Genomic DNA, 24,743 nt, shown 5'->3' with positions numbered 1-24,743 from the left:
CCTCGACGCGAAAGACCCAGTGGAACAACCCGGCACGAGAGGTCGGACGATCACCCACGCCCGCACTCCACTCGAAGCCGCACAACCAAACTCACAGCGACGCCATCAGTTGATCGGTGCATTCGGGCTTAACGGCATACGCACGTCCCTGTTGGCCATCGTGGATCTCGAGGCACCCGGTGCCGGCATGACGGTGTCCGACGACGGCACCGTGACGGCCCCGACGGTCCCACTCGGCGGCGACGTAATCATCTCGATGCTCCTACAGAGCCAACTGGACGCGCAGGCCGACGCCCTTGAGGTACGCCTCAAGGCACTGCTCGCCCAGTTCGGAGCAGGCGAAACACAAGCAGCACAAGCAATTCGAGCAGCGCAACAGCAGCTCGATGCGACGGGATCGCCCGGGGCCGCAACCATCAGCCCTGTCGCATCGGACATCATCAGCGGCACGACGTCGCTGCCGTCGGACCCGGCGCAGTTGCACGAGTTGTGGTCGACGCTGTCCCCGGCCGACAAGGATGCGCTGTTCGCCCACGACAACTACATCGGCAACCGCGACGGCCTCCCCGTCGTCGATCGTGATCACTACAACCGCATCAAGCTCGATGACGAGCTGGCCCGAGCCGAGGCCTGCGACCCGACCGTGTCGGATCGGCTCGTGGACCTACGGGCCGTCCGGGACACCATCGACGAGGACCCGAACCGGATGCTGATGCTCCTCGATACCCAGTCGGGTGCACAAACCCACGCGGCAGTAGCCGTCGGCAACCCGGACACCGCCGATCACGTGTCGGTCACCACGCCGGGTTTGAACACGACCGTCGGCGGCGCGATCGGGGCCATGACCGATGAGGGCGACAAGATGAAGTCGACAGCCGAGGCACAGCTGGACAGGACGGCCGGTCATCAGGGCGAGACGGTGTCGACCATTGCCTGGATCGGTTACGACGCACCGCAACTCGACAAGGACGACTACCTCTCCGAGGAGAGCCTAAAGGGGGCGATGCAGGTGGCGCAGCCGTGGAACGGGCAGGCCGCAGCACCGAACCTGTCGCAGTTCTACGAGGGCATCGACGCGTCCAACCACGACGGCGACCCGCACCTCACCGCAGTCGGGCATTCGTACGGGTCGTTCACCACCGGGCTTGCGCTGCAACAGACTCCCGAGGGAATTGTCGATGACGTGATGGTCTACGGGTCACCCGGGCTGGGCACCCGCCACGACTTCGTCGACAGCAGTCTCGACAAGCTCAACATCGCACCCGGACACGCGTATGAGATGACCGCGCACGACGATCCCGTCGCGCACATGAACCGTTTCGGATGGAGTCCCGGTTACATGTCCGAGTTCACCCACCTCGATACCGATGCGACTACAACCGACGACGGAGTGACGCGCCAAGGCGCGTCGGGGCACAGTGAGTACCCGAGGTCGGGCGACAACGGCGAATTGCGTACGTCGGGTTACAACACGGCCGTCGTCATCGCCGGTCTGGCCGATGTGCCCGGCTTGCTCGTCACCGGTGACTCGGCAATCCAGACCGGCGGCATCGATTTATTGAACCAACTCACAGAGCTAGGGCGATGATGCGAGTGAGACAACCGACCGACACACGACCACGACGGTGGTCGACGGCGGTGGCCGTCGTCGCAGTCCTCACGTTGACAGGATGTGGATCAGACGTGCTCGACGATCCGTACGGAAAGCCCAGCCCCACAGTATCGGCGGACTCAGCCGCGGCCCTGAAATCACTTCCGTCGCTCGAAGACACCGAGGTGCAGATGACGAGCGCCGTCGAGCAGATCGGCGCCTTCGTCGCCACTCTCGTACCGGGCATGGAGTGGACCTGGATACGAGACCGAAGAGGCGGCGGATGCGTGGGGCGATACGAAGACACGGATGGGAAACTTGTCTATTCGAAGAACTACGTGTCGCCGGGGCCGATCCCGGATGCGGTGTGGCCGGCCGTGTTCGAGCAGGCTCGTACTCTTGCCGCGGCGGTGGGCGCGACCGATTACGAAACCTTCCACGATGAGCCGGGCAATCATGAGGTTCGGTTCTACAGCCCGGAGGCCACATTCATCACAGTCGGAAGCTTGACTGCCTCAGTGATCTCCAGCAGCACGGGATGTCGACTGCCCCAAGCGAAAATGCCGGGGGCACAGGATCCGCAGCCTCCGGTCACGCCGAACCCATGATCGACTGCGCGTCAAGGGAGCCCAGGTGACGATGTCTAGCAGTGCATTCGACGAGTTGGGCGCGAAAGTGAAACGCGCACAATCGGTCGTGCGGGATGTTCGTGGCGTCGGCCGTGCCGGCGGTGTCTCCGTCGAGGTCGACGCCGAGAACCGACTCGTCGCACTACTTCATCCGGATGCCGACCTCATCATAGCTGCCTATAAAGCAGCGTTACTCGACAAGGCACCACAGTTGGACGAGGCGATGCGGGACTTACTCAGCGATCCCAACGCCCACGCGATCACCTCGTTCGTACAGAGCACCACTGCTGTCATGCCGGCGTCCCCAGCGCAGCCCGTCGAAGACGACGACACCTACTTCCAGAATTTCAAGCAAGATCCACTCGGCCGGAATAGATGACCGGCGATTCAGTTCGGTAGAACCCACATTTACGGTTCGCTTCTCGTGATCGTCGGGCTGCGTGCTCGGCAACGACCGACTCGGCTTTGAAGATTCGATGTGCACGTCCCCAGTCCACGGCGGAGTCGTTCGTCCTTGTTGGGGCCGTCATCTGAGCACATGATGTGCGCGACGCAACAGCGGCTTCGACGGACCCGTCCATGACGTGAATCGAGCCGGCAGTCCAGATACTGGTGACGACGTGCAGGTTGTGGGCACCTCCTGACCTAGGCTGCCCCGTAAGGCAGCGTCGGTAGGACGCCGCCTGCTCAATTCCCCAACCCAGCGCGAAGCTGTGATGGAACATCGAAGGCGACCACCATGCCCGACACAACCGACCTCGGCGGTGAAAACGCTGACGGACCTGTCAACCTCGTCCCCTTGGATCAGGCTCCCGGGTTGCTTCTGCAGATGATCTCCCGCTTCGCAATGGGTCTATCCGAACCGATGGTCATCGAAGAGAACGGGCGGCCTGTGGCGGCATTGATTTCAATGGAGGACCTCCGTCGGCTGCGCGAGTACGACCAGCAAGTTCTCGATGCAGATGACTCGTTCTACTTCGAACTCGACCAACGGCTGCATCTAGCTGACACCGAGCAGACGGTGGCAGACCTCGACGCCTTCGCCAAGTCATTCGGGCCACGCGGAGACCGGAAATTCCCATAATTGACAGCAGCCAGAGCGTAGTCCGCACGTCGACGACAGAAGCCTCAAACACATCCGGTTGAAGCCTTCGGCACTTGCCGGCAGCAGCCTCAACTTGTCGAAAACGCACGCTCCCATTGTGAGTCTCCGCTAACGAGTGCCCCGAAAATCATGACCTCGATTTACAGGCGGCGAGCACCTCGTGCCCGGCCACTCGTGCGATGCCGATCTGACGAGCTCTGTCTTTTGTTGCCGATTATCGAGCTTGCTGTGCGCGGCTGGATTGGGGTCGACCGTGCGGCGCTGGCAGGTGCCCCTCTTGCCTGCGCACTTCGTCGCTGATGCATCAACTGATGCGCAGAGTAATGCACGCATTACGGCGCGTAGCGCGACCACACTTACTTTGAACAGCATTGCTGCACATAACGGTTGTAGTGACTATGTAGCTAGTGCCCATGTCACGGCTCGCATTACTTTGCGTTCTGCGCCAGTGCATCGCGTTTCCCGGTACCTCAACGGATGCCCGTGTCACGTGACACGGAGAGGTCAATATCTAACAAGCCAATACACGTCCGTAGAGCTCGATACGGTGCGTAATCGAGCTAAGGTGCTGCGATAGCCGCCGAGAAGGCGATCAGCACGGACTGGATGAATGAAGCCTTTACGTGCCCACTGAGCTACAGATTGGTGCGGGTCACACCGTGAGCTCCCGCCAATCTTTACCGCGGTAAAGACTCTGGGTGGCCCGAGTGTGTACGGCGAGCCGACGTCACGGGCACGAGTTCGAGCGTATCCGCGCTCATCGAGACAAGTTCGGGCCCCGCGTTACCGGTACGTTTCGTTACCGATAAGGCTTAGCGGCACGTTCACCGGCGGCGTTCAACCCACCGCCTGCTTCGTGTTCGGCCTAGTCACTCTCCATCACCGGTTCAGGCTGCTGACCGTGCCGTCGGTGCCACAGGTTGCCCATGTCGTCGGCGAACTGAAGATCGACCCGCACCTCGGCCGCTCCAGAGGCGCTGTAGGCGACCTCGACTGACTGGTCTCGTGAGATCACTTGCGGGTATTTGTCGACCATTTGCTGTTGGAAGTTCTGAAGAAGAGCGGAGACGCCTGGAGCATTCATCATTTGACCCGACAACATCCCGCCGTAGGAACCGAGGTTGGCCGGCACACCGAACATCCCCCGCGGGTACATCGAGTTAGCCTGGGAGCCAATGGCATCGAGGGTTCCGCTCATCCCGCCCGACAAGAGCTCCCGGACGATCCCCTGCAGTGAGATCTTGTCCTTCGCCAGGTGACACGCATCCTCGAGGCGGTTGCCGTCCCCATCAACGGCATACACATCGACTTCGACGTCCGTGATCGGACCCGAACTCGCGTTGTTCACGGTGACGGTCCATAGCCCCTGACCGATGGGCAGCGGCTTGACGGACGCCGTTACTGCGCGGATACGGCCACCGCTGTTTCCCGTCTCGGTCGCGCCGACCGAATAGTATGTGTTGTTGTCTCGGCCGGCGATGACGTTGCGCTGGGTCGAGGTGAAGTTGTGCGCGGAAGCAGACGAACCGTCTACTGCTCCCGCGCCTGGGTAGGGTTTGGCGGCTCCCGATGGGCACGCGCTGCGACTCGGCCGATCCGCAGATCGCCTGCAGCTGCGATGTCCTCGGCGACAACTCCACTCCCGCCGTCGACAGCCACGTCTTGGACCTCGATGTCGCCTCCAACCGATGCGCGGCGGATCACTACGCCGACGGTGGCCGGCAACTCGGGAGCCTGATCCTCGACGGCTACCAGGACAGCTTGCGCGAGACCCAGCAGCTCGACGTCGTCTCCGGCACCCGCCTGATCGAGTTTCTTCGCGAGGAGTGCGCGGCGGAGTTCTTCCTCCGGCTCCCGCTCCAGCCCCTCGATCTCCGCGGTCACCGAGCTGTACCGGTTCGTGATCCAGCCCTTCACGGCCGTGTAGGCGTCACCGATTGCCTGTTTTGTGGTCTCGCGCGCGCCGTCCGACGCGCCGAGTGCGATCGCCGCGACAATAAGGGTTACGGGCTCCATCAAACACCTCCTGCGATGTGGTCCTGCACGGTCATACCGCGCCACCCCAAATCTAGCGGTCGGCACCGACACCAATGGCCAGGAAGGACGCCAGACGAACTGTGAACCACCCCGCCACGAGGCCGCCATCTGTCTGCGCAAGCGACTCGTCCTACATCAGCACGTCTCGTTACCAGTACCTAGTGCTATTGATAACGCCGCCTCTACTTTCACGTGTCAGCGGTTTTCGCGCCAGAATCGAAGGTCGCGACGCGCGGTATCTCAACGATACAAAGGAGCTCAGGTTCGGTACGAAGCTCTTGGTTTCGCAGCTCGAGCTAACGCAATCGACCCCTCAACCGATGAGCATTCAGTTGCTCGTGGAATGTCCGCGACCGACGGAACACGAGATGACGAGGAACCAATGCCACAGAGGGTGTACACCGGCTGTCGAGACTGCAAGAACTGCACCAACTCCGATCTCGCACACACCGGCCGGAAGCTGGGCCGCGCGTCCGCCAAGGTCGTGACCCTCGGTACATCCGAGCTCGCCATGGCCACCAAGAAGAAGTGCCGCGCATGTGGGCACCAACTGAGCCTGCATGCGCAATTCTTCGAAGCGGTCCAGTCCCCAAGCTCGTACGCGGCCTCGACGCCGAGCGCCCCTGCCCCAACCAACCCTGCTCCCGGTACCGGCCACCTCGGTGCAAGCCAGCCGGGATTCCTGAGCCGAACGTACCGACGGATCCACACGTTCTACACCCACCCCGACCGCAACACCAGGAGCAAGCGGCGACTCGGAACCGCAATAGCGCTGATCGTCTTCGGCGTGATCGGCTCGATTGGGAACTTCGCAGACGGTGAACTCGGTGCGGGCTTCACGGGGTTGGTACTGGCAGTCGGCGGTGCGTTCTGGGCGCTACGGGAAATGGCGGCAATCAGGCGGATCCGGGACGCGGAGGTCATCGACAGAGCGCAGGAGCAACACAACTCGTCCGACCCGAACCGGCAGCTGTACGGCGAGTACCAGCCACCGAACCTGAATCCCGACGAGGACGCGGACGAGGGCGAGGGCGAGGGCGAGGCACGATAGCGATTACTTCATTTGCTGCAAGCAGACGCCGCCCAGCGGTGACTGATGCGCACAGTCCCGACCCTACGGCCACGTTCCGGGCGCTGGCGATCTACAAACGTCACACCTAGCCCTCTGCTTCCGCCAACCACCGAAGTGGCTGGACCTTCAGAACCGCCGCGTCGACTTCCTCGTCCGTCACGCCGTAAAGCTTGTTAACAAGATCGTCTATGCGATCGTCGATGCTAGTCCGCTCGTCGGGCTCACCAATGGCCATGCGGGCCCGCCATAACTCGCCGAGTCGATTTACCGCCCCTACCTCCCTTGAATTTCCTGGCTGGAAGATCGGCGCACGAGCTATGTAGGGGGCTGAAAACTTGAAGTAGCCTCCTTGGTACGGCGTGCTGTGGGCAATGATGAAGGTAGAGATTAACCGACTGTTCAGAATGGCCAGGAGGTTGTCGGAGTCTTGCTCCGGACGTAACCGCAAGCCTGTAACGCCAGCCGTTCCCGTCGGGAACATGCGATCGTCACCCAGGGCAAAGTTCGAACGGTCACTAAGGCTTGGTGTTACGAGATGTCGGCCTATGAATGCGTCCCGAGAATCGAGGTACATTAGACCCCACCACTGGCCCGTGATTTCGGTCGCAGACTTACCGAACCAAAGTCGTCCTGCCAGCTCAGACTCATGACTCTCGAGGAATGATCGTAGGCCAGGACTGCTCGCCAGCTCGCCTTCGTTCAGTATTTCGAACGCGCTACGATCTGAATGATATGGAAATGCAACGTAGATCTCCGATGGAGCAAGAAAACCATTCCGGATGTCTTTCCCGCGCAACCAAGGCTTGAGATACTTGGTTTCGATGCCAGATTTTTTCGCTTCTGCCTTGGTCATCAACATGACAGGGTCCTTGCCGGTCTGTACACCATTACCGAACCCCAAGATGCACTGCTTCAATGGGACGCTGCGGGGCGCGATCTTGGACCACAAAGCAAGACTTTCTGGCGAATTGGTGTCCCAGCCCTCAGGGGATAATTGCGTTTTCGCTAGTTGCCAATCTTGGGTTAAGGTAAAATGCCTGGTCGAACGGGTATATTTTACCGTTTCGACATCCGCCCCCGTCTTTCGCAAAATCAATGCTTGCGTGTAGTTTGTTGCATCGTCGAAGATTTTTTCAGTCTGAAAATCCACAATTTGTTCGACACTGTTGCTATCGGTCAGGAGTTTCCTTAGAGCCGATGCAGCTTTCGTGGTAAACATCTTGTTGGGCACGACGAGACCTACACGGCCATCTGGACTAGCAATTTGCAGGCTCCGTTCGAGAAACAGATAGTACAGGTCAGCCTTACCGTCGTAGGAGATGTAGCGATCTTTGAGGTACTGCAAGGCCACCGGCGAAATAACATATCCTGCCATTAGCCAGGGCGGATTTCCGACAACGGCTTGAAACTTTCCTAACCTTCTCCAATCGAACGGTTTGACGGCGGAATGAATCGGAGCACTTGGATTAGCAAGTTGTTTGTCGGTCAAGATGTCAAAACCGATTAGGCTGTCACCACGTCGGACATTCAGATCCAGGTCTGGGAGGAGCCTGGCCTTGAACAGGTCAAACTGCTCCTGCGTACCTGTCGCACTCTCATCCTCCAGCACCACAAGGAGCAGACTGAGCTTCGCTACCTCCACGGCCTGTGCGTCAATGTCGACACCGAAGACGTGGTCCGTCAGGATGCGTTTACGCTCACTCAGGGACAGGCCCCATGCGCCGGACTCGTTCTTCTCAAGCCGAGCCGGCCGCGTGCGAGACCACTTCGTTGTGTCTGCAAGGTAGTGCACTAGGTACCAGTCAAGTAAATAACGGTAGGCGGCGACTAGAAAGCTTCCCGATCCACAAGACGGGTCAACGATCCTGACGCCATCTGATTTTGCACGACGCAATGAATCTGGACTTTTCCCAAGCAAGATGGGTTCGAGCGTCCGTTTGACGACGTCACGCGTGAGCCATTCCGGAGTGTAAAAGACGCCACCAGCTTTTCGCACCTGCGGCTTTGGCTCGATCGTGAGTTTAGACCCAGACCTTTTAATTTGTCCGGCTAGAAAAGATTCATATGCCCGGCCAAGAATTTCAACCGGCATTACGCTGAAGGTGTATGGCACCTGTGGCGGATAAAAGCTTAGGAGGATGTTCTTCAAAGAATCATTCGTCATTTTGATGCCCGGCGTCAGAACGTCGGGCGTATCGCGTCCGGGCTCTATGTCAAAATGGAACAGCCCTGAGTTGTAGCGGGCGTCAGCCGCGGTGTAAACACTCTTCAGACCGCGGGCAACATTAGACGAATTCGCTACCTTCATGAGGGTTCCATACGGCTCGATCCCACGATCTTCGCATATTCGGAGGAAAATGATTCGATCCAGGGTGAGCTGAACAGCTGACAGAAGCTCACTATCGGTAAGATTCGTATTATTTCCTGCGATGTCATCGAGCAGCAATAATCGCGCTTGTTCGAGATCCGCGAGGAAGACCTTGTCGATTTTGTCGCGTCCTCCACGCTTCGCCAACGTATTTGTATATCGATCCGTTTCACCACGAACCACCGCATCTCGAGAAATTAGTCCCGCGATATTCGTCCACTCAGAATGCAGGTGGTCTACCTCAACGGTATACAGCCTCGCGACGCGAGACGTATCAGCAGATTTTGGCTTTACTAGGCCGTTGTAGATTGAGATATGCGCAAAATTTGTAAGCACTACGATTGGCAATTTCGCGGACCAGGCATAGCTTCGGGCCTGGAACGAGGCAGCCCTGTCCGACGCGATATTGACCGATGGTTTCTTGGCCTCGACGAAGATGACCGGAGTTCCACCAACCCTCAGAACGTAGTCAGGAGCCCGCTTCCTCCCGCCCACGTCCTGCGTGGGCTCAACAACAACCTCTTTGAATCGTTCCGAAAGCCCGGCAGTGTTGCCGACGTCCCAGCCCAGAGCTGCCAATAGCGGATCAATGAACTCAAGTCTCGCGCGCGCCTCTTTATATGTGGCCGCCTCGTAGTCAGATCGGTTCCGTAGAAACTGCTGGATCTTGTCCGTGAGTGCCTGCGGAAACGGATACGGTTCGGTGGCGATCATGGTCTTACTGTAGGGCGGCGGCACTAACTTTCCTTGGATGCTGGCGCTCAAGTCCCTAGGCTGCCGAACAACGATCACGCCGGAAATGGCTGGCTACGCCGTCACTGGCTCGTCCCTGACGTTTCGCGCTGGGCGTTACCGATACGCCAAACAAGTCCGCTTGACATAACGGATTCGGATCGGCCGCGCCCATCACTGCCGGCTAGTACTCCCCCGGTTCTGCCGTCGCGACCTTGCCCCGCAGTTCAGGCGCGTTTCGGCCTGAACGGCGTGGGTGGCGCGCAGCCACCGGCGCAGGTAGCCCGAGGACGATGCCAGAGCTGGATGCTCGGTCAGGTAGTCGGTTAACCAGCCCGACAGGCCGTCCCAGTGCTGCGCATCGCCGGGCGGGTGCAGGGTCCATCCCAGCTCGTCCGGTCTCCAGTGCGCCTTGGCGGAGTTGCGCAGCATCGAGGTGGTGACCCAGTTCGATGCCTTGTCTGCTCCCCCGCGGGCGACCGGGTCGAGGTGATCAATGGTCGGGAACAGCTCCCACAACGCGAAGTGGGTCTCGGTCAGCTTCCCGTTGGGGTGGGCGGGGAATTCTTCGGGCAGCAGCATCGACAGGGTGCGGAGCGCTCCGGGATGGATCAACCGGTCACCGGTGTAGCGGTCGAGGAAGCCGTTGCGGTAGAAGGTGCGCAGCATCTCGGGGAGCGTGTATCGGCGTTGCACGGCCGCGCTGAGGACCAGTGGGTAGTCGGTGTCGTTGATGGCCTTGGCGGCGTCGGCGTCTCCGGCGGTCAGGGCCGCGCAGGCTCGGGCGAGGACGTCCGCTTTCTGCGGCGGCCGGGCCGATCCGGTCACCACCGGTATCTCGCTGGTCATGCGGGCAGTGCACGGCCGGCTCGCCGGAGCGCGTGGTCGACTTCCCATGCGGTGGTGCGCCGTCCGCCGGGGATGTCGTTGATGCGGGCGACGATTTCGTGGACGATCGCGGTAGCGGTGACCGGTGATGCGGTTGCAGGTGCGATCCATAGACGGGCGTCGGCCGCTCCGGCGCGGTGCGCCCGGACCTGGCCGGAAGCGCTGGCGTGATTGCTGGGTGGCTCGACTGGGGGTCGTGGCAAAATCCGGGGTTTCGTTTCGTTTCGTTACATGCAACGAAACGAAACGAAACGGCCAGCGCAGCGCTGTGGCACAACACACCGGCACCACACCGCGAATCCTCACCCCGCCCAGGCCACGAGCTAAGCCAACCTAACTAGCAGATTGTCCTGTACAGACTCGTCCCAAATGGGGGTGGTTCGTATCCAAGCGTGGCAACTCGCAGCGCAACCCACAGTCGACCATCCGCGGTTCCATTGGGAATATCCCAACGTACGGCTACCATAGGTACCATGAACGACGAGATTGGACCTAGGGTTCGCGAGTCGATTCAGGCGCTGGACCCTCCACTGACTCACCGGGACCTTTCATCCCGCATAGGAATGATGCCGGACGCGTTTTCGCGTTCGCTGAACGGTCAGCGCGCTTTCTCGTCTATTGAGCTAGCAGAGCTGGCCGAGGCCCTCGGAGCAGATCTGCACTACCTAATCACAGGCTCGCCTGATCCAAACCGTGTGACGGTCGCTGCGAGGCACGACTACGACGACGGCAAGTGGTCTAATCACGGGCAGTCGTGGGACCAGACCGAACTCGACAACATCACGCTCGCGTACCGCCAGGTTTACGCCGAGGGCTCTTTTGTTGCGCCGTCACTGCCTGGGACCGCTCACGAGATGCGCGAGGCCCTCGGAGATGACTTTGTCCGCGATTTCATCGATCGCCTAGAATTGAAGGCCGGCATCGATGTCGTTCGAATCCCGAAGCTGTCTACTACCTACTCTCTTTCGTTCGGCCCACACAAAGTGATTGCGCTCCGATCCACGCCGAACTGGTTCAATGAAAACTGGGCCCTCGCCCACGAGCTGGGACACCTGGTACTGGGGCATCTCGGGGACGGTGAACGCACGGGCACGTTCCACCGGCATGAGATGGATGCGAACGCTTTTGCGGCTGAGCTCCTCATGCCAGCGGACGAACTTCGTCCACTCGATTGGACTGAGGTCGCCCCGGCAGAACTTGCTGATCGGGTCTGGGGCTGGGGGGTCTCATCGAAAGCTCTGTTCAACCGCCTTCGCTTTTTGCGCATTCGCGTAAGCGAACCCGTCCATAAGCTGCTTGCGCAGCCCACCCAACGTCTGCTTCGGGACCATTGGCTCGACGTCGAAAAGGTACCTGATCAGATCACCTGGCGCATGGAGTCGTCAGCAAAGCGCCGGTTTCCCTATGCGCTTCAAGAGGCGCACTACAAGTCGATGGACACAGGACGCCTCGGTCCAGACACTCTGTCGTGGATGCTGAATGTGGATCCCGGTACTTTCAGCGACGACCTGCCCGAACCTGTATCCGACATCAGTGACGACGACCTAATTGAAGCGCTGGGAATCTAATCGAAGATGCCGCGACTTTTCTTCGCAGACAACACCGTTCTAGTCAACTTTGGCCTTATTGACCGCTTCGACCTCCTCGCACGGGTGCTCAATGGGAACGGCCGATGGTGCGCCTCGATCCAGACGGAGTGCGAACGCTCCTCAGCCAGACCGGAACTGGCAAATCTTGCAGGCGTGCCGAAACTTCTTGGTCCGCCAATAGTCCCTTCTACCGCGGAGCGAATCAGAACGACGATCCTGCGCGAACAACTTGCGTCACCTGGAGACGCGCGATCCGCTCATTTCGGGGAAGCCGAGACCTTGGCTGTGATGGAGTCGCGCCATAGCGCAGACTTGCTGATGACTGACGACAACGGGGCCCGTGCCCTAGCTGCTCAGCTGTCAATCGAAGTGGGATCCACATGGCAACTTCTGCGACTCGCGACTCGGAAAGAGTGGGTGCAGTGCGCCGAGATGCTGGATTACATGGATCTCCTTCACAACAACAGGCGAGGTGGCCCTCGTCTGAACACGGTCAGCGAACTCCGCTCGTGGGCTGGAATGCCACCGGCCGAAATCCTCGGATGACGAGATTTTCCGCACGATATTCGGCTCACAGCGACAAGCCTGGCCGTCAGCGGGCATCAACATCAAATGCGTTGCAGCGTATGCATTGAAACGCCTCGACGGCGCAGGTGCCGTCCGTCCATTTGTTCAGTGCGGCAACAACCCTGCTGTCATAGATCAGCGGACGTCCGAGCCGTGGTTTGATGCCGCATCCACCGAAGTAGAGCAACTTTGTGAAGAATCCCGCCGCGAGGTAGCGCACCTTGCAACGCCCACCGCTGCACAGGGCGCGGTTGCGGTAGGCACTCACCAGTTCATCATGGCGAGCGGCATCCAGCGACCTGGCACGCTTGTCTGGAGCACCCGCTTCGTGCGACGGTCTCAGCGCCCGGACGAGTGTCTGACCAGGACTGGTGCCTCAGGCGATATGTGCGACGTGCAGCTGGACCGCCGCCAGAGAAGACCACTCCTGGACAGTCCTCTCGGCGATAGCGAAGACGGCGCGACGAGCAATCAACCGGTACCCTCCCTCACCGTCAGGGAGATCATTCAGCTCGCTCGCCACATCGTCGGGTCGAGCAGCCTCGCACCGATATCTAACGGATCGAACTGAATAGTCTGCGCTAAAACCCACCCCCGCCTTGGAGCTTCACTCGACTCGACAAGGCTGGTCGGTACACCCACACTGCACGCTACAAGCAGCAGATCGAACTCGAGCCACCCCGTCTGATCACAAGGACCGTCGAACGAACCTCAGTAGGACGGAAGATCTAGGCTACCGGCACTCCTGTTATGGGAAAGTGTGCTGAGGTGGCCATTGGCAGGAGACGCTGCGGGAAACAGAATTCTCCTGTGTCATCGCGTATCAATCGGGAGCGACCAGGGGGCGAGTCATGGAGGGGCCGTTCGGCGGAGCAGGCTGCAGGCGATTTGGCCGCGACTCGCGCGGAGGCAGGACGGAGGAGAGCACGTTTTCTGCATCGACGCGCGCCTCGGAACCCGCCCTGACCTGGATAACAACGCTCATCCGGCTCAACTGATCGAGCACGGTCTCCGGTAGTCGGCTGCTGTGGCGTGATAGGCAAGTGCAATGACCAACTTCCTTCGTTCCCTCGACACGCGGACACGCAAATTCTTCGGTGGGCCAGGTCTGGGGATGGTGTTCCTTGTCGCGCTCATTGCGTTCGTGTTGCCGGTTGTCGGTCGAGGGATGAACCTGAGGGGCGAGTTGATCGCAGCGCTGGTGATTCTCGTTGCCGCGGTCATCTACGCGGTCGGTCGCGTCCGGCGCAGGCTCGCGTCGGACGACTGACGCCGAGAAGCACGCTGGCGTCCACGCCGCACTTGATCACGCCTAATCAGTCGCATGGCTGTGTACGTCTGGCCCGCTCCACACCAGAACCCGCACCCACCTCCCCCTGTTAAGTGCGGGTTCTTCGCTGCCAGCTCGAAACTTCCCACACGGCAGGTATCGCAGACCATTCCACTGCGCCAGTTGCTGAACAACCGCCCGACTACGATGCCGACCGACTCGTCGATTCACAGTCTTGGAGATTCACCGTGACCCATTCCGACTACCCGCCGCTCGCACCACCTGTATCGAACAGGCGTCACCGACGGCCATGGATCACCGGGATGGCCCTGTCCGGTCTGATCATCGTCGGTTGCGCAGACCCCACGACGGCCAGCGACACCACGTCGGTTACCGAGGGCGCTTCCTCGGCCACCGACGTGGTGATCAGCACCCCATTCCCTGTGCCCACTACGGATGCGGTACCTGTGGCCCCTGAGCCCATACCCGTACCCGCAGCTGACAGCTCGCCCGATGCTCGAGCTGCTCTCGACATGCTGGCCACCGTTCCCGTCAAGGGCCGGGCCCCGAAGACCGGCTACGACCGAGACCTGTTCGGTCAGGCGTGGACCGACGACGTCGACGTCGAGTTCGGTCGAAACGGCTGCGACACCAGAAACGACATCCTGCGGCGCGACCTCACCGCCATCGCCGTGAAACCAGGTTCCAACGGTTGCTCGGTGCTGACCGGGACCCTCGCGGACGCCTACACCGGCACCACCATCGACTTCGTCCGTGGTGCCGACACCTCCAGCGACGTCCAGATCGACCACATGGTGTCGCTTATATCGGATCGCCGACTGTTGGGTGCTAAGATCTGAGCCATGCCCGACCGGTGGAGGTGCGAGTCCGAGTGAGCAACCATGCCCGAGTAATGCAGGTAGATCTCAGGCTCCTCGGCGCCAGCCAAAATCCAGCGCCCTGGCTCAGCGAGGCGGTCCAGGCAAACCGCCAGTGGACGCGACGCGGCACACCCCTGCACATCCCCTTGACTGCAGATGGCCACATGGACCCCGTCGTGGTCTCCTGGGCTCACCACTTTCACAACGAGCACACCGCCATGAACTACGCAAGTGATGTGGCGGCATACTTCGGATACCTTGGCGACCAGCGGGACGGACTCTCGTGGCTGGACGTCAGGCGCGGAGACGTGACTGCATACTTCCAGTGGCGGCGCACGGACGCCACAGTAATTCGGCGGGGGGCGATACAGCGAGGAGTGTCGGCGAGCACCATCGTGCGCAACCGCGCGGCGCTCATGTCCCTCTACGGTTACGCCGCCGATCACGATGCGGTGTCGTCGAACCCGGTCCCGACCGGCAACATCAACGTGACGCGTGGCCAGGTCCTGGCTGACGTGAATTGGCTTACGCGACGTGCGTACCAGCGCTGGCGAAGCGAGGCACTGCTCGGGGTGGGTGCCGCCCGGGCCGAGAGCATGGTCATGAGGGACCGCAATGCCGCCTACGCGGACCTTCTCTACAGCAGCGGGATGCGTCGCTCCGAAGCGGCGGGATTGCTCCTCGTTGAAGTTCCCACAGCGCAGATCACGAGTCGTCTCTTCAAGGGGCGGGTCCCCGGAGCCCTTTCGAAGAACAGCCCCGAGCGTGGCCGGATCTTCTACCTCGGCCGAGAAGTGCTGGCGACAATCAACGAGTACGTGTCCCAGATGCGCGTATTGGACGAGGCCGCTGGCCTGGCGTCCGGCGTCTACGAGGAGGTCCCCAATGCGCTGATCGTGCAGAGGGTATCCCGCCGGAATGGGCTCGCGACCAAAGTCACCGTGGACGACACCGAGAGCGGCGAGACCGTCCAATTCAACCTCGATGAGTTGGATTGGTCGCATCGGGCTCGGACGTTCGGTCTCGATTCGGAGGGGCGTCGACGTCCGCTGGCACTGTGGCTCGGACAGCACGGCCGTCCGCTCCAGCCCACGTCGTGGAATGACGTCTTCAGTGAGGCATCCGACCGGATGGCGGCCTCGTCCCGGGTGTCGCACGGTTCCCTGCAGATCGACGATGACGACTCGATCTACGTCCATCCACACATGCTGCGACATTCCTTCGCGCTTCACGTCTTCGCGCTGTCCGCGATGATGTCGTTGCGGCAGCAAGATCGAGTGAGTCAGGCGGGCCTCCGGAGCCTCATCGAGGAAGGCAATATCTGGCTGCGCGTGCAGAACCTCCTCGGGCACAAGAACCTACAGGTGACCAGAGACCACTACTTAGCACCAGTACTGGCTCTTGAATGGGACTGGTTCCTCGCGGCGACGGAGCAAGCCCCCACTCAACTGGACGAGGCCCTAGCGCTTATCGCTCAATCAGATGAGCGCGTCATCGACAGCCCGATCGGAGTCGGCAGTTGATCTGTTCATTCGATGGCCCGCTCACCTTGCGCCTTGCCGAATACCGCCGGCCAACCCACGATTTCGTGCTGCGCTTCGACACCCTGGATTGCGGTCCTGAGTTCCAGCGAGTGTTGGCCGTGCGTTTCAGCGAACTCGTCTCTGGCGATGGCACTTGGAACTCTAAGGCAACCGTCGAACTTGGGTTCCGCGCTGTCAAGGCGCTCCTACGCACGGTCCCCCTCGACCGGCCATCGGATCTGCAGGCTTCCCAGTGGAACTCATTTCTTCTGTCTATGAGTCCGTCGGTGCGTTCAGCCTACGGGCAGTCGGTGAAGGCCGTCCTCCGAGTTCTTCCGGGCATCACCGAGAGCGCCCTCCACGCCATCGAAACAGGATACGTCGGAAGATCTCCTGCTGAGGTCAGCGGTATCGTTCTCAGCGACGCCCAGATCGAGACTCTGCGCGCCACCTGCTTCGAAACCCTGCGGGCGGCCAAGGCCCGTGTTACCGCGTCATGGATGCTCGTCGACGACTTCCGTGCCGGACGCATCACACCGGATTCAGATGACTACCTTTACGCCCAGACTCTCGACGAGATCGCCCGGACCGGCGATATTGCCCGCCGCTACCCTTCGTCGCCTAGTCTTCGTGTGATTCCACCGACTGTGCTCAAGCGGCTGAATGGCAGCGCCACCAAACGAACGCCGTACCTGGCCTACAAAGCGCTGTATCTCACCGCAGGCGAGGGTGCCGCCGCGGTCATGGGCTTGACGATCACCTGTGGATGGAACCTCAGCGTGGCCCTGAATCTCACCACATCCGACATCAGTCGAGTCGACGCCCGTGATGGCAGCGAGCCGGTGCATCTCCGCGTCACCCTCACAAAACCCCGCCGCGGTGCCGTGAGCACTTGGTCCGAGACCTACTTCGACAACGGCGCCCGGTCTAAGGCGAGAATGATCATGATGCTGCTCGAGGCGACCGAAGGCGCACGGCGCACCTTGGCCTCCGTGGGGCACCCGACCGATGCGGTTCTAGTGGTCTTATCTGGCGGCCTCAACTCAGGACGGCAGACACCATCCGGCATCCCACTATTCACCCTCGCTGACGTACATTTGCGAACCGTTTTGGCCCATCTTGCCGGCTGGCGCAAGGACCACCCTGAACTTGACTTCGCCACAGCAAGGGCACTCCGCCACTATTTCGTGACCCAGGTCCATCCGCAAGGCCACACCGCCGCGACCAACACCGAATATGCCCTGCAGGACCCCCGAGTCCGTCAAGACGCACAGGAAGCTATCGCCGCCGGGCTCGAGGCCGCACTCGATGACGTGCAGGCACGTGTCACGTCCCGAGACTTCGCCACCGCCGCCGAAGCCCCGATCGCCGCCAACCTCGGTGTGCTCGATGCCCTCAATGCCGGCCATCGGGACACCGTCGCGGCAGCCTGCCAGGACCCCACATCGAACCCGGCGACGGGATCGCCATGTGAGGCGTCGTTTCTCACCTGCTTCGCCTGCAAAAATGCAGTCATACTCCGGCGCCACCTCCCTCGGGTCGTGGCTCTGCTCGATCATTTCGAGCTCCTCCGTGCGACGACGGATGAGCACACATGGTCAACCCGCTATCAGGCTCACTACGCCAGAATACGAAGCCTGACCAGCCCCGGACCCTACTTCTCCCCAGACGATCTCAAGCGGGCACGCGACACGGTCACCGCGGGTGACCGGAACGCCGTCGAACGACTAATGAGACGAGAGTGGGACACTCGATGACTCAGAGAAACGCGATGACCACCGGCCTGTCGAACAATCCGTCTGCGACCTTCCCCGACCGCGGCTCACGCGCGGTCGTGCCGTCCTCCTCCGCCCGCGTGTTTGCCACCCACGAACGCCGCAGCGACGTTACAGACCAGCCGATAACCGTATTCGCGGACGATGTGTGGCCGCTGCACCACATCGATCACGCGGACCACCTGGCATCGATGAATCTCAACTTCAATACGGTTCCCGAGCCGTTCAGGAACGCCACGAAGATATATATCTTCAACATCCTCAATACCCCCATGCTCCGCGCTAGCGCCAAGATTCGCCGGCGGATGATTTCGCCAGGATCAGTGCAGGCTGCCTACTACCGGCTCTGCGCTCTCACCCAATGGCTGTCGGCACGCGGGTACGAGCAGTTCGCCGAGATCACCACGGAAACCTGGGAGGAGTACGCGGCGGAGATCGCAGACTCGTCTTCCGGCCGCAGTTTCAAGGGCGCCATCCTCAGCTTCCTGTGCCGCATCTGGGTGCACAACATAGACCATCCCGGCCCGCTCCACCTGGTCCAACCACCGTGGTTCGACCGCGATCTCACAAACTGGATAGGCGACACCCGAGGCCAATACGAGAACCGAACCGAGCCCATCCCGCCGGACGTGATGGCCGATCTCCTGCACGCGAGCATGGCTCTCGTCGATGAGTACCTCAGTGGGGCCCTCGACTTGGGAAGCCAATCTGCCCGATGGAAGGCCCGACGTTGGGCGCAGGACAACGACCTGTCCGTCCCCGCTGGCAAGGGACAGGCCGTTACTCCGGAGCAATTCGCGGCCTTCAAGCAAGCTACCAATTATGTGCGGGCGTTCGACATCGGCGACGTGCGCACATCTGCGATGCTCATTGTCGGCTATCTGACCGGCATGCGCCCCAGCGAGTTATTGCACCTCGGACACGACTGCCTGGAAAGCACGGGCCCCCTCGAAGACGACCTGTCGAGCACCGCCAGCAGATACCGAATCTGGGGACGCACCTTCAAGAATGTGCTCGATGAGGACGGGCAGGCTGCCACCGCCGGTCGGCGGAGACAACAGCCCTGGATCACCATCGAGCCGGCCGCCCGCGCTATCGAAGCACTACAACTGATCAACCCCAACAGCGAGTACCTATTCGCGGTGGTCAAGCGAACACCAGACTGTGAGAGATCACGACGCGGCGCTCTGATTTCGACGACCATGGCCTCTGCTGGAATCAAGAGGTTGATCACGAAGTGGAACCAGCACGCCCACCGTGGCGACCGCTTGCCCATCCGATTGAAGGCGAGTAGCGAAGGAGCCGTGAATAGAGGCTCTTCCTTGGTATTCGACGACATCGAGAACGATGAAGTCGTCTCATTGAGCAGGCTTCGCCGCACCCTGGCCTGGCATATCGCAAACCAACCCGGTGGTGAAATCGCCCTCGGCATCCAGTACGGCCACCTTAGCTCCGTCACATCACTGGGCTACGCAGGACGTGCCGAATCAGGCTTCCCGGACGAGGTCGAATTCGATCGGCTGATGTCCAACTGGGACCGCCTTCAAGACCTGACGGAGGCATGGAGCCATGACGAGCAGATCAGCGGCCCCGCCGCAGACCGCCTTGCCGACGGGCTCAGCAGCTTCCAGGAACAGTTTGCCGGACAGGTTCGCAGCGAAGCCGAACTCAAGCGGTTCCGAAACAGCCGTCTGCACTTGATCTACGACAACCCGAACGCGCACGTCGTCTGCATCTACAACCCGAGCACGGCTGCGTGCCAGGTCGATCGCCCGCCCAAGGATGACGCCACGCAAACGCCCGATCTGACAAATTGTCAAAGCAACTGCCCCAACATCGCCATGCTCGATCAGCACGTCTCAGCGAAGGCAAGAGAGCGCGATGACCTGCTCGCTGAGGCCGAGTCTCTGCCCGAGCCACTTGCCATGCGCAATCGACAACGGGCAGAACTCCTGACGCGCCAGATCGGCAGACACCCTGGGAGGGAGGGGGAAGCCACGTGACCCGACGCGGGGATGACGCAGCTGAACGGGACGCACTGATCGCTGCGCTCGGACGACTGCTCGATGGCCAAGCGAAGAACAGTTCGGGAAAGCTCAGCGCCAAGGCCCTTGCGGAGGAAGCGGGTCTGGCGAGAACTTCCCTCACACACAAGCACACCGACATTCGTGATCTGGTCGCCCAGATCTCGAAGCAGATCGCTCCAGTGTCCGCAGCTCAGCAGACAGAGGAGACCTCCGCTGTCGCAAAACTTCGCCAAGATCTGGCTGCAGAGAGGGAGCTCAACGGCATATTGAGCACCCAACTCGCCGCCGCACTTCTCCGGCTGGAGCAGCTACCCGACCGCCATTTACGCCCCTTACGTGGCAGGGATGGAACTTAGCGCCAGGTTCCCGACACCCGGTGCAGTTCATTCGCGCGGGCGTCTCGGGTTCGTCCCGCACTCGACACGAGCAGGGCCACGCGAAATACTGCAGCAAGCAGGTGATGGGACTCGCCTCTGCCGCCGTAGCTCCCGCTGATAGTTCCTGGCCTGCGGCCAGGCGACTGCTATGGGCTCCGGCAACGACGTTGCCCTATTCGAGACGATGTTCTGGCTGCCGCCTGGCGGCACCGGAAACAGCATCGCCGCCGCATCATGGGCCGAATCGGCTGACCTACACGGCGACCAGGTCGGCATCGTGCTCGCAGCGCTGGCAGACGCCGACGTCGCCAGATACGCTGTTGGTTCACTTCGACGCGGCGGTTTGAAGCCAGGTCGCCCACCGAATCGGGCACATTCGTACCACCTGAAAAGTGCCGCTACCCATAACGGGTGCCGCAGGACGGCCCGATTGTCAGCGCACATAGCAAGGGGCAGGATCTAGGTATGAAGGTGGAGATTCTGTATTTCGATGGCTGCCCGAACTGGCAGGACGCGGCCGACCGGGTCCAGGCGGCGGCTGACACGGTCGGGTTGTCCGATGTGACGATCGGCTATCGGCGGATCGAGACAGAGGAGGAGGCTGCGGCGCTGCCGTTCGCCGGTTCCCCAACGATCCTGATCGATGGCACGGACGCATTCGCTGGGGCGCCGGCGGTGACCGAGTTCGCGTGCCGCGTCTACCCGACGGGGACCGGACTGGCCGGATCGCCCACCGTCGAGCAGCTGGCCCAGGTCCTGCGGAGCCGAATCTAGCTCGCAGAGTGTGAGAGCCCCCTGCCTTGGCGGGCGACGGTTCCCGTGAAGATACCCGCTAGGGCGACTGCGCCAGGATCACTGCCATCTCGGCCGAGAGGGGCATCGTCGTCATGAGCCCGGCACGGGTACGGCCGGTGTTGCCCTCGGGGTAGCGGCCGAGGGCCGAGCCGGGTGCGGCGACGACGATGCGAACGATCTGGCCGAGCGCCTCGCGGCGGTCACGTTGGTGCAGGGCGAGTCCGAGCATGGCGATGTGATTGCGGGTGTGCGGCCACAGGTAGGGCTGGGAGATGATGTGGGCGCGTTCGAGGTGATGCCACCGTTCGTCGGCCTCGCCGGTATCGCGGGCGGCGACCATCTCCGCGGTGTAAGCCTGGCGCAGATGCTCGGGCATTCCGCTCATGGCGTGGGCTCCTTGCTGGTGGTGGTGTCGAGGAATAGTGCGCAGATCACGAGCAGGACGCCGCCGGTGATGTAGACGTCGGCGAGATTGAAGGTGGGCCACCAGCCTGTGTGGAAATAGTCGGTGACCTTGCCATCGAGGATCCGGTCGATGACGTTGGCGGCGGCACCGGAGACGATCGCGGCGAGCCCGACGCTCTGGAGCCTCGGGCTGCCGGGTGCGGTGCGCCAGGCGAACACACCGATACCAGCGGTCACAGCGGCGGTCACCGCCACGATCACGATGGTGGGGAGCTGCGCGCCGAGACTGAACGCGACCCCGCTGTTATAAGCCAGCCGCAGGTCCAGCACCCCAAGCCCGATGGTTCGCCCGCCAGCGAGGCCGGAGCGGGCCATCGGATCAACAATGAGCGCCGCCGTAACCAAGAGGCTGGCGACGACCAGGAGCCAACGTCGGCCCGTGCCCCGCCGGGGCACGGCCGCTGACGGCGGCTTCATGCTTTCGGCATCAATCATGACCGGGCTCCGCCGACCGGTTCAAGCACCCGAGGGGTTGTGGGCATGGCCAAGATTTTTCGCGCGCGGCCCGCCCGGACACCGTTGGCGATGACGACGATCTCGGCGACCTCATGGACGAGCACTACCGCCGCCAGCCCCAGAACCCCGAACAACGCGAGCGGCATCAGCACCGTGATGATCGCCAAGGACAGGCCGACGTTCTGCAGCATGATCCGACGCGAGCGGCGTGCATGCCCCAGGGCCTGGGGCAGGTGGCGCAGATCCTCGCCCATCAATGCGATATCCGCGGTCTCGATCGCGACGTCGGCACCCATCGCGCCCATCGCGATCCCCAGATCCGCGGTGGCCAGCGCCGGGGCGTCGTTGACGCCGTCCCCGACCATCGCTGTCGGCCGATCCGCGCGTAGAGCAGCGACGATGCGGGCCTTGTCCTCGGGCCGCAAGTCCGCGTGCACCTCGTCGATGCCGACCTCTGCGGCCAGGGCGCGGGCGGTGCGTTCGTTGTCGCCGGTGAGCATCGCGACGGTGTAGCCGCTCCTTTGCAGCTCGGCCACGACCTCGCGGGCCTCCGGGCGCAGCTCATCGCGCACCGCGACCGCCCCGATCACCACGCCGCCGCGTTCGATCAGCACCGCGGTGGCACCGGCATGCTGCATCCGCTCGATATCCCCTGCCAGGGGGCCGGGGTCGACCCACCCGGGCCTGCCCAACCGGGCTGCAACACCATCGACGCGGCCAGTCAGCCCCGCGCCGACGACAGCATCGACCTCCTCCGCCGGAACGACGTTGTCGACAGCGGCGAGGATCGCCCGAGCGAGGGGGTGCTCGCTGCGCGCCTCCAGCGCGGCGGCAACTGCCAGCACCTCGGCTTCGGTGGCACCGCCGGTGGCGGCGACCTCGATGACCTCGGGCCGATTACGGGTCAGGGTGCCGGTCTTGTCCACGGCGACACCGCGGATCCGGCCGAGGGCTTCCAGCGCCGCGCCGCCCTTGATCAGAACACCGAACTTGCTGGCGGCACCGATCGCGGCGACCACCGTCACCGGGATCGCGATCGCCAACGCGCACGGGGACGCGGCGACCAGCACAACCAGTGCCCGCTCAATCCACACCAGCGGATCCCCAAACAGGCTGCCAACAGCGGCAATAACCACGGCAGCGATCATCACGCCCGGGACCAGCGGCTTCGCGATCTTGTCGGCCAGGCGCTGTGCCTCGCCCTTGCGAGACTGCTCGGCCTCGACGATCCGCACGATCTTGGCCAACGAGTTGTCCTCGGCACCTGCCGTGACCTCAACCTCTAGGGCACCTGTGCCGTTGATCGATCCGGCGAACACCTCGGCCCCTGGCCCGGCCTCGACAGGCATCGACTCGCCTGTGATCGCCGAGGTGTCCAGGGCAGTGCGCCCGCTGCGGATGATGCCGTCGGTGGCGAGTCGCTCGCCGGGCTTGACGATCATCGTTTCCCCAAGCCACAGCTGCGCCGGGGCGACGGTCTGCTCGCGGCCGCCCCGCCGCACGGTGGCGGTGTCCGGGACGAGGGAGAGTAGGGCGCGCAGGCCGCGGCGGGTGCGGGCGACGGCATATTCCTCGAGGCCCTCGCTGATGGTGAACAGGAACGCGAGCATCGCGGCCTCGCCGACGGCGCCGAGCAGCACCGCGCCGACGGCAGCGATCGTCATCAGTGTGCCGACGCCGATCTTGCCCTTGGCCAGGCGTCTGAGTGTCGAAGGGACAAAGGTGTAGCCGGCGATCAGCAGCACTGCGGCCTGCAGGGTCAGCTCGGCCGCGGGCGGCCCGCCAGCCCAGGCGACGGCGTACCCGGCCACCAGCAGCACCCCGGCGATCACCGCGGCACGGATCTCGGTGACCTGCCAGAACCTCGCCGGCTCCTGCGCCTGGTCGGCACCGGGTTCGTCGGGGCCGCAGCCGCAGGCGTCGCTCACGACTGCTCTCCGGTATCGGTGCCGTAGTTCAGGCATAGCGCGACCGCGTTCCCCGTGGCGGCCAGCAGAGTCTCGGCGGAGGCGAGCAGGTCCATCAGCTCCGGGCGAGCGAGGGAGTAGAACACCTGCCGCCCTTGCGGCCGGCCCTCGACAAGGTGGCAGTCGCGCAGGCACGCCACGTGCGCCGATACCGTGGACTGGGCCAGTCCGAGTTCGCCCACCAGGTCCGCCACTCGGGCCTCCCCGTCGGCAAGACGGCGCACGATCGCGAGCCGTGTGCCGTCGGAGAGGCTGTGGAACAGCGCCACCGCGGCGTCGAGTTCGGTCCCCGCGCTTACCGCGGTTGGGCAACCGCCAATGTCTTTGATCGTCATAATGCGATGATAGTCATATGTAGCGATGATTGATACGTCGGGCCGCACCCGGGGGGCTACGGAGGCCGCCGGCGACCAATTGTCCTCGGTGCCCCCGTGGGCCGGCACCGCTCTACAAAAATCGAGAAACCACACCGAAGACGCGTTAGTAGAGATCCGCCCCCCATCTAGGGCGTGTCTCCCAATCGGCGTAGCCAGGTGAGAATTGCGCAGAGGGTGACGGCGGCGCGGTAGGTGATCGCGAGTTTGTCGTAGCGGGTGGCCAGCGCTCGCCATTGCTTGGCCAGAGCGAAG

21 protein-coding genes and 2 pseudogenes are annotated in these 24,743 nt (G+C 62.2%); 13 read left to right on the top strand and 10 right to left on the bottom strand.

Annotated elements, in window-relative coordinates; translation table 11 throughout:
- The 4 genes from J1M86_RS23305 to J1M86_RS23290 all read left to right on the top strand — a co-directional run.
- Nucleotides 1–1,588 (top strand): alpha/beta hydrolase (locus J1M86_RS23305; RefSeq protein ID WP_206511552.1); only part of this gene is annotated, 1,588 nt, incomplete at its 5' end.
- A gap of 50 nt (nt 1,589–1,638) precedes the next feature.
- Nucleotides 1,639–2,199, top strand: coding sequence for an LppA family lipoprotein (locus J1M86_RS23300; RefSeq protein WP_307786725.1), 561 nt, complete (start codon nt 1,639–1,641; stop codon nt 2,197–2,199).
- A 31-nt stretch (nt 2,200–2,230) separates the two neighbouring features.
- Nucleotides 2,231–2,599 carry a hypothetical protein gene (locus J1M86_RS23295; protein ID WP_206511554.1) on the top strand — a complete coding sequence of 123 codons (369 nt, stop codon included), beginning with the start codon at nt 2,231–2,233 and terminating at the stop codon, nt 2,597–2,599.
- A 360-nt stretch (nt 2,600–2,959) separates the two neighbouring features.
- Nucleotides 2,960–3,304, top strand: coding sequence for a type II toxin-antitoxin system Phd/YefM family antitoxin (locus tag J1M86_RS23290; protein ID WP_206511551.1), 345 nt, complete (start codon nt 2,960–2,962; stop codon nt 3,302–3,304).
- A gap of 886 nt (nt 3,305–4,190) precedes the next feature.
- Here J1M86_RS23290 and J1M86_RS23285 read toward each other — a convergent pair.
- Both J1M86_RS23285 and J1M86_RS23280 read right to left on the bottom strand, forming a co-directional pair.
- Complete coding sequence (locus tag J1M86_RS23285; protein WP_307786724.1) at nt 4,191–4,673, bottom strand: hypothetical protein; 483 nt, start codon at nt 4,671–4,673, stop codon at nt 4,191–4,193.
- A gap of 182 nt (nt 4,674–4,855) precedes the next feature.
- Nucleotides 4,856–5,341, bottom strand: coding sequence for a hypothetical protein (locus tag J1M86_RS23280; protein ID WP_206511550.1), 486 nt, complete (start codon nt 5,339–5,341; stop codon nt 4,856–4,858).
- Between the two features lie 403 nt (nt 5,342–5,744).
- On the opposite strand from J1M86_RS23280, the gene J1M86_RS23275 reads away from it, so the two are divergent.
- Nucleotides 5,745–6,413, top strand: a complete 669-nt coding sequence (locus tag J1M86_RS23275) for a hypothetical protein (RefSeq protein ID WP_206511549.1) — start codon at nt 5,745–5,747, stop codon at nt 6,411–6,413.
- Nucleotides 6,414–6,519: 106 nt separating this feature from the next.
- Here the strand turns inward: J1M86_RS23275 and J1M86_RS23270 are convergent, their stop codons facing one another.
- From J1M86_RS23270 to J1M86_RS23260, 3 genes are all read right to left on the bottom strand, one after another.
- Nucleotides 6,520–9,516: an N-6 DNA methylase gene (locus J1M86_RS23270; RefSeq protein WP_206511548.1), complete on the bottom strand. Its 2,997-nt coding sequence runs from the start codon at nt 9,514–9,516 to the stop codon at nt 6,520–6,522.
- A gap of 192 nt (nt 9,517–9,708) precedes the next feature.
- Nucleotides 9,709–10,383 (bottom strand): HNH endonuclease, encoded by a 675-nt coding sequence (locus J1M86_RS23265; protein ID WP_241260585.1) that lies wholly within the window; start codon nt 10,381–10,383, stop codon nt 9,709–9,711.
- Nucleotides 10,380–10,625, bottom strand: coding sequence for a hypothetical protein (locus J1M86_RS23260; protein ID WP_206511547.1), 246 nt, complete (start codon nt 10,623–10,625; stop codon nt 10,380–10,382). The genes J1M86_RS23265 and J1M86_RS23260 overlap by 4 nt, the downstream gene beginning before the upstream one ends.
- Nucleotides 10,626–10,895: 270 nt before the next feature.
- Here J1M86_RS23260 and J1M86_RS23255 point away from each other — a divergent pair, with 270 nt between their 5' ends.
- The gene (locus tag J1M86_RS23255) at nt 10,896–11,990 is read left to right on the top strand and encodes an ImmA/IrrE family metallo-endopeptidase (RefSeq protein WP_206511546.1); all 1,095 of its coding nucleotides are present in this window, start codon (nt 10,896–10,898) and stop codon (nt 11,988–11,990) included.
- 613 nt (nt 11,991–12,603) lie between these two features.
- Here the strand turns inward: J1M86_RS23255 and J1M86_RS23250 are convergent.
- Nucleotides 12,604–12,930: pseudogene (locus J1M86_RS23250) on the bottom strand (hypothetical protein); the annotation flags it as partial.
- A 696-nt stretch (nt 12,931–13,626) separates the two neighbouring features.
- On the opposite strand from J1M86_RS23250, the gene J1M86_RS23245 reads away from it, so the two are divergent.
- From J1M86_RS23245 to J1M86_RS23215, 7 genes and pseudogenes are all read left to right on the top strand, one after another.
- Entirely contained in the window at nt 13,627–13,848 is a 222-nt protein-coding gene (locus J1M86_RS23245; RefSeq protein WP_206511544.1) for a hypothetical protein, read from the top strand.
- A 323-nt stretch (nt 13,849–14,171) separates the two neighbouring features.
- Nucleotides 14,172–14,672 (top strand): annotated as a pseudogene (locus J1M86_RS26560) (deoxyribonuclease); the annotation flags it as partial.
- A 68-nt stretch (nt 14,673–14,740) separates the two neighbouring features.
- The gene (locus J1M86_RS23235) at nt 14,741–16,252 is read left to right on the top strand and encodes a site-specific integrase (protein WP_206511543.1); all 1,512 of its coding nucleotides are present in this window, start codon (nt 14,741–14,743) and stop codon (nt 16,250–16,252) included.
- Between the two features lie 287 nt (nt 16,253–16,539).
- Nucleotides 16,540–18,009, top strand: coding sequence for a hypothetical protein (locus J1M86_RS23230; protein WP_206511542.1), 1,470 nt, complete (start codon nt 16,540–16,542; stop codon nt 18,007–18,009).
- Entirely contained in the window at nt 18,006–20,030 is a 2,025-nt protein-coding gene (locus tag J1M86_RS23225) for a hypothetical protein (protein ID WP_206511541.1), read from the top strand. The genes J1M86_RS23230 and J1M86_RS23225 overlap by 4 nt, the downstream gene beginning before the upstream one ends.
- Nucleotides 20,027–20,410 carry a hypothetical protein gene (locus J1M86_RS23220; protein ID WP_206492266.1) on the top strand — a complete coding sequence of 128 codons (384 nt, stop codon included), beginning with the start codon at nt 20,027–20,029 and terminating at the stop codon, nt 20,408–20,410. Before J1M86_RS23225 ends, J1M86_RS23220 begins: the two co-directional genes overlap by 4 nt.
- 486 nt (nt 20,411–20,896) lie before the next feature.
- The gene (locus J1M86_RS23215; protein ID WP_206492267.1) at nt 20,897–21,205 is read left to right on the top strand and encodes an alkylmercury lyase; all 309 of its coding nucleotides are present in this window, start codon (nt 20,897–20,899) and stop codon (nt 21,203–21,205) included.
- A 58-nt stretch (nt 21,206–21,263) separates the two neighbouring features.
- Here the strand turns inward: J1M86_RS23215 and J1M86_RS23210 are convergent, their stop codons facing one another.
- Genes J1M86_RS23210 through J1M86_RS23195 form a run of 4 tightly spaced genes read right to left on the bottom strand, consistent with a single transcriptional unit; the run spans nt 21,264 to nt 24,449 of the window.
- A complete protein-coding gene (locus tag J1M86_RS23210; protein ID WP_206497609.1) occupies nt 21,264–21,611 on the bottom strand; it encodes a DUF3703 domain-containing protein in 348 nt (115 codons plus the stop codon).
- Nucleotides 21,608–22,126, bottom strand: a complete 519-nt coding sequence (gene lspA, locus J1M86_RS23205; RefSeq protein ID WP_241257668.1) for a signal peptidase II — start codon at nt 22,124–22,126, stop codon at nt 21,608–21,610. The genes J1M86_RS23210 and lspA overlap by 4 nt, the downstream gene beginning before the upstream one ends.
- The gene (locus J1M86_RS23200; protein ID WP_206497608.1) at nt 22,123–24,075 is read right to left on the bottom strand and encodes a cation-translocating P-type ATPase; all 1,953 of its coding nucleotides are present in this window, start codon (nt 24,073–24,075) and stop codon (nt 22,123–22,125) included. The genes lspA and J1M86_RS23200 overlap by 4 nt, the downstream gene beginning before the upstream one ends.
- Nucleotides 24,072–24,449 (bottom strand): helix-turn-helix transcriptional regulator, encoded by a 378-nt coding sequence (locus J1M86_RS23195; RefSeq protein ID WP_206492269.1) that lies wholly within the window; start codon nt 24,447–24,449, stop codon nt 24,072–24,074. The genes J1M86_RS23200 and J1M86_RS23195 overlap by 4 nt, the downstream gene beginning before the upstream one ends.
- Nucleotides 24,450–24,743 lie beyond the last annotated feature (294 nt).

The organism is Rhodococcus sp. KRD197 (assembly GCF_017168235.1).
GTDB lineage: Bacteria > Actinomycetota > Actinomycetes > Mycobacteriales > Mycobacteriaceae > Rhodococcoides.
The sequence above is the reverse complement of the archived record's forward strand: the minus strand, read 5'-3'. Positions and strand labels throughout refer to the sequence as shown.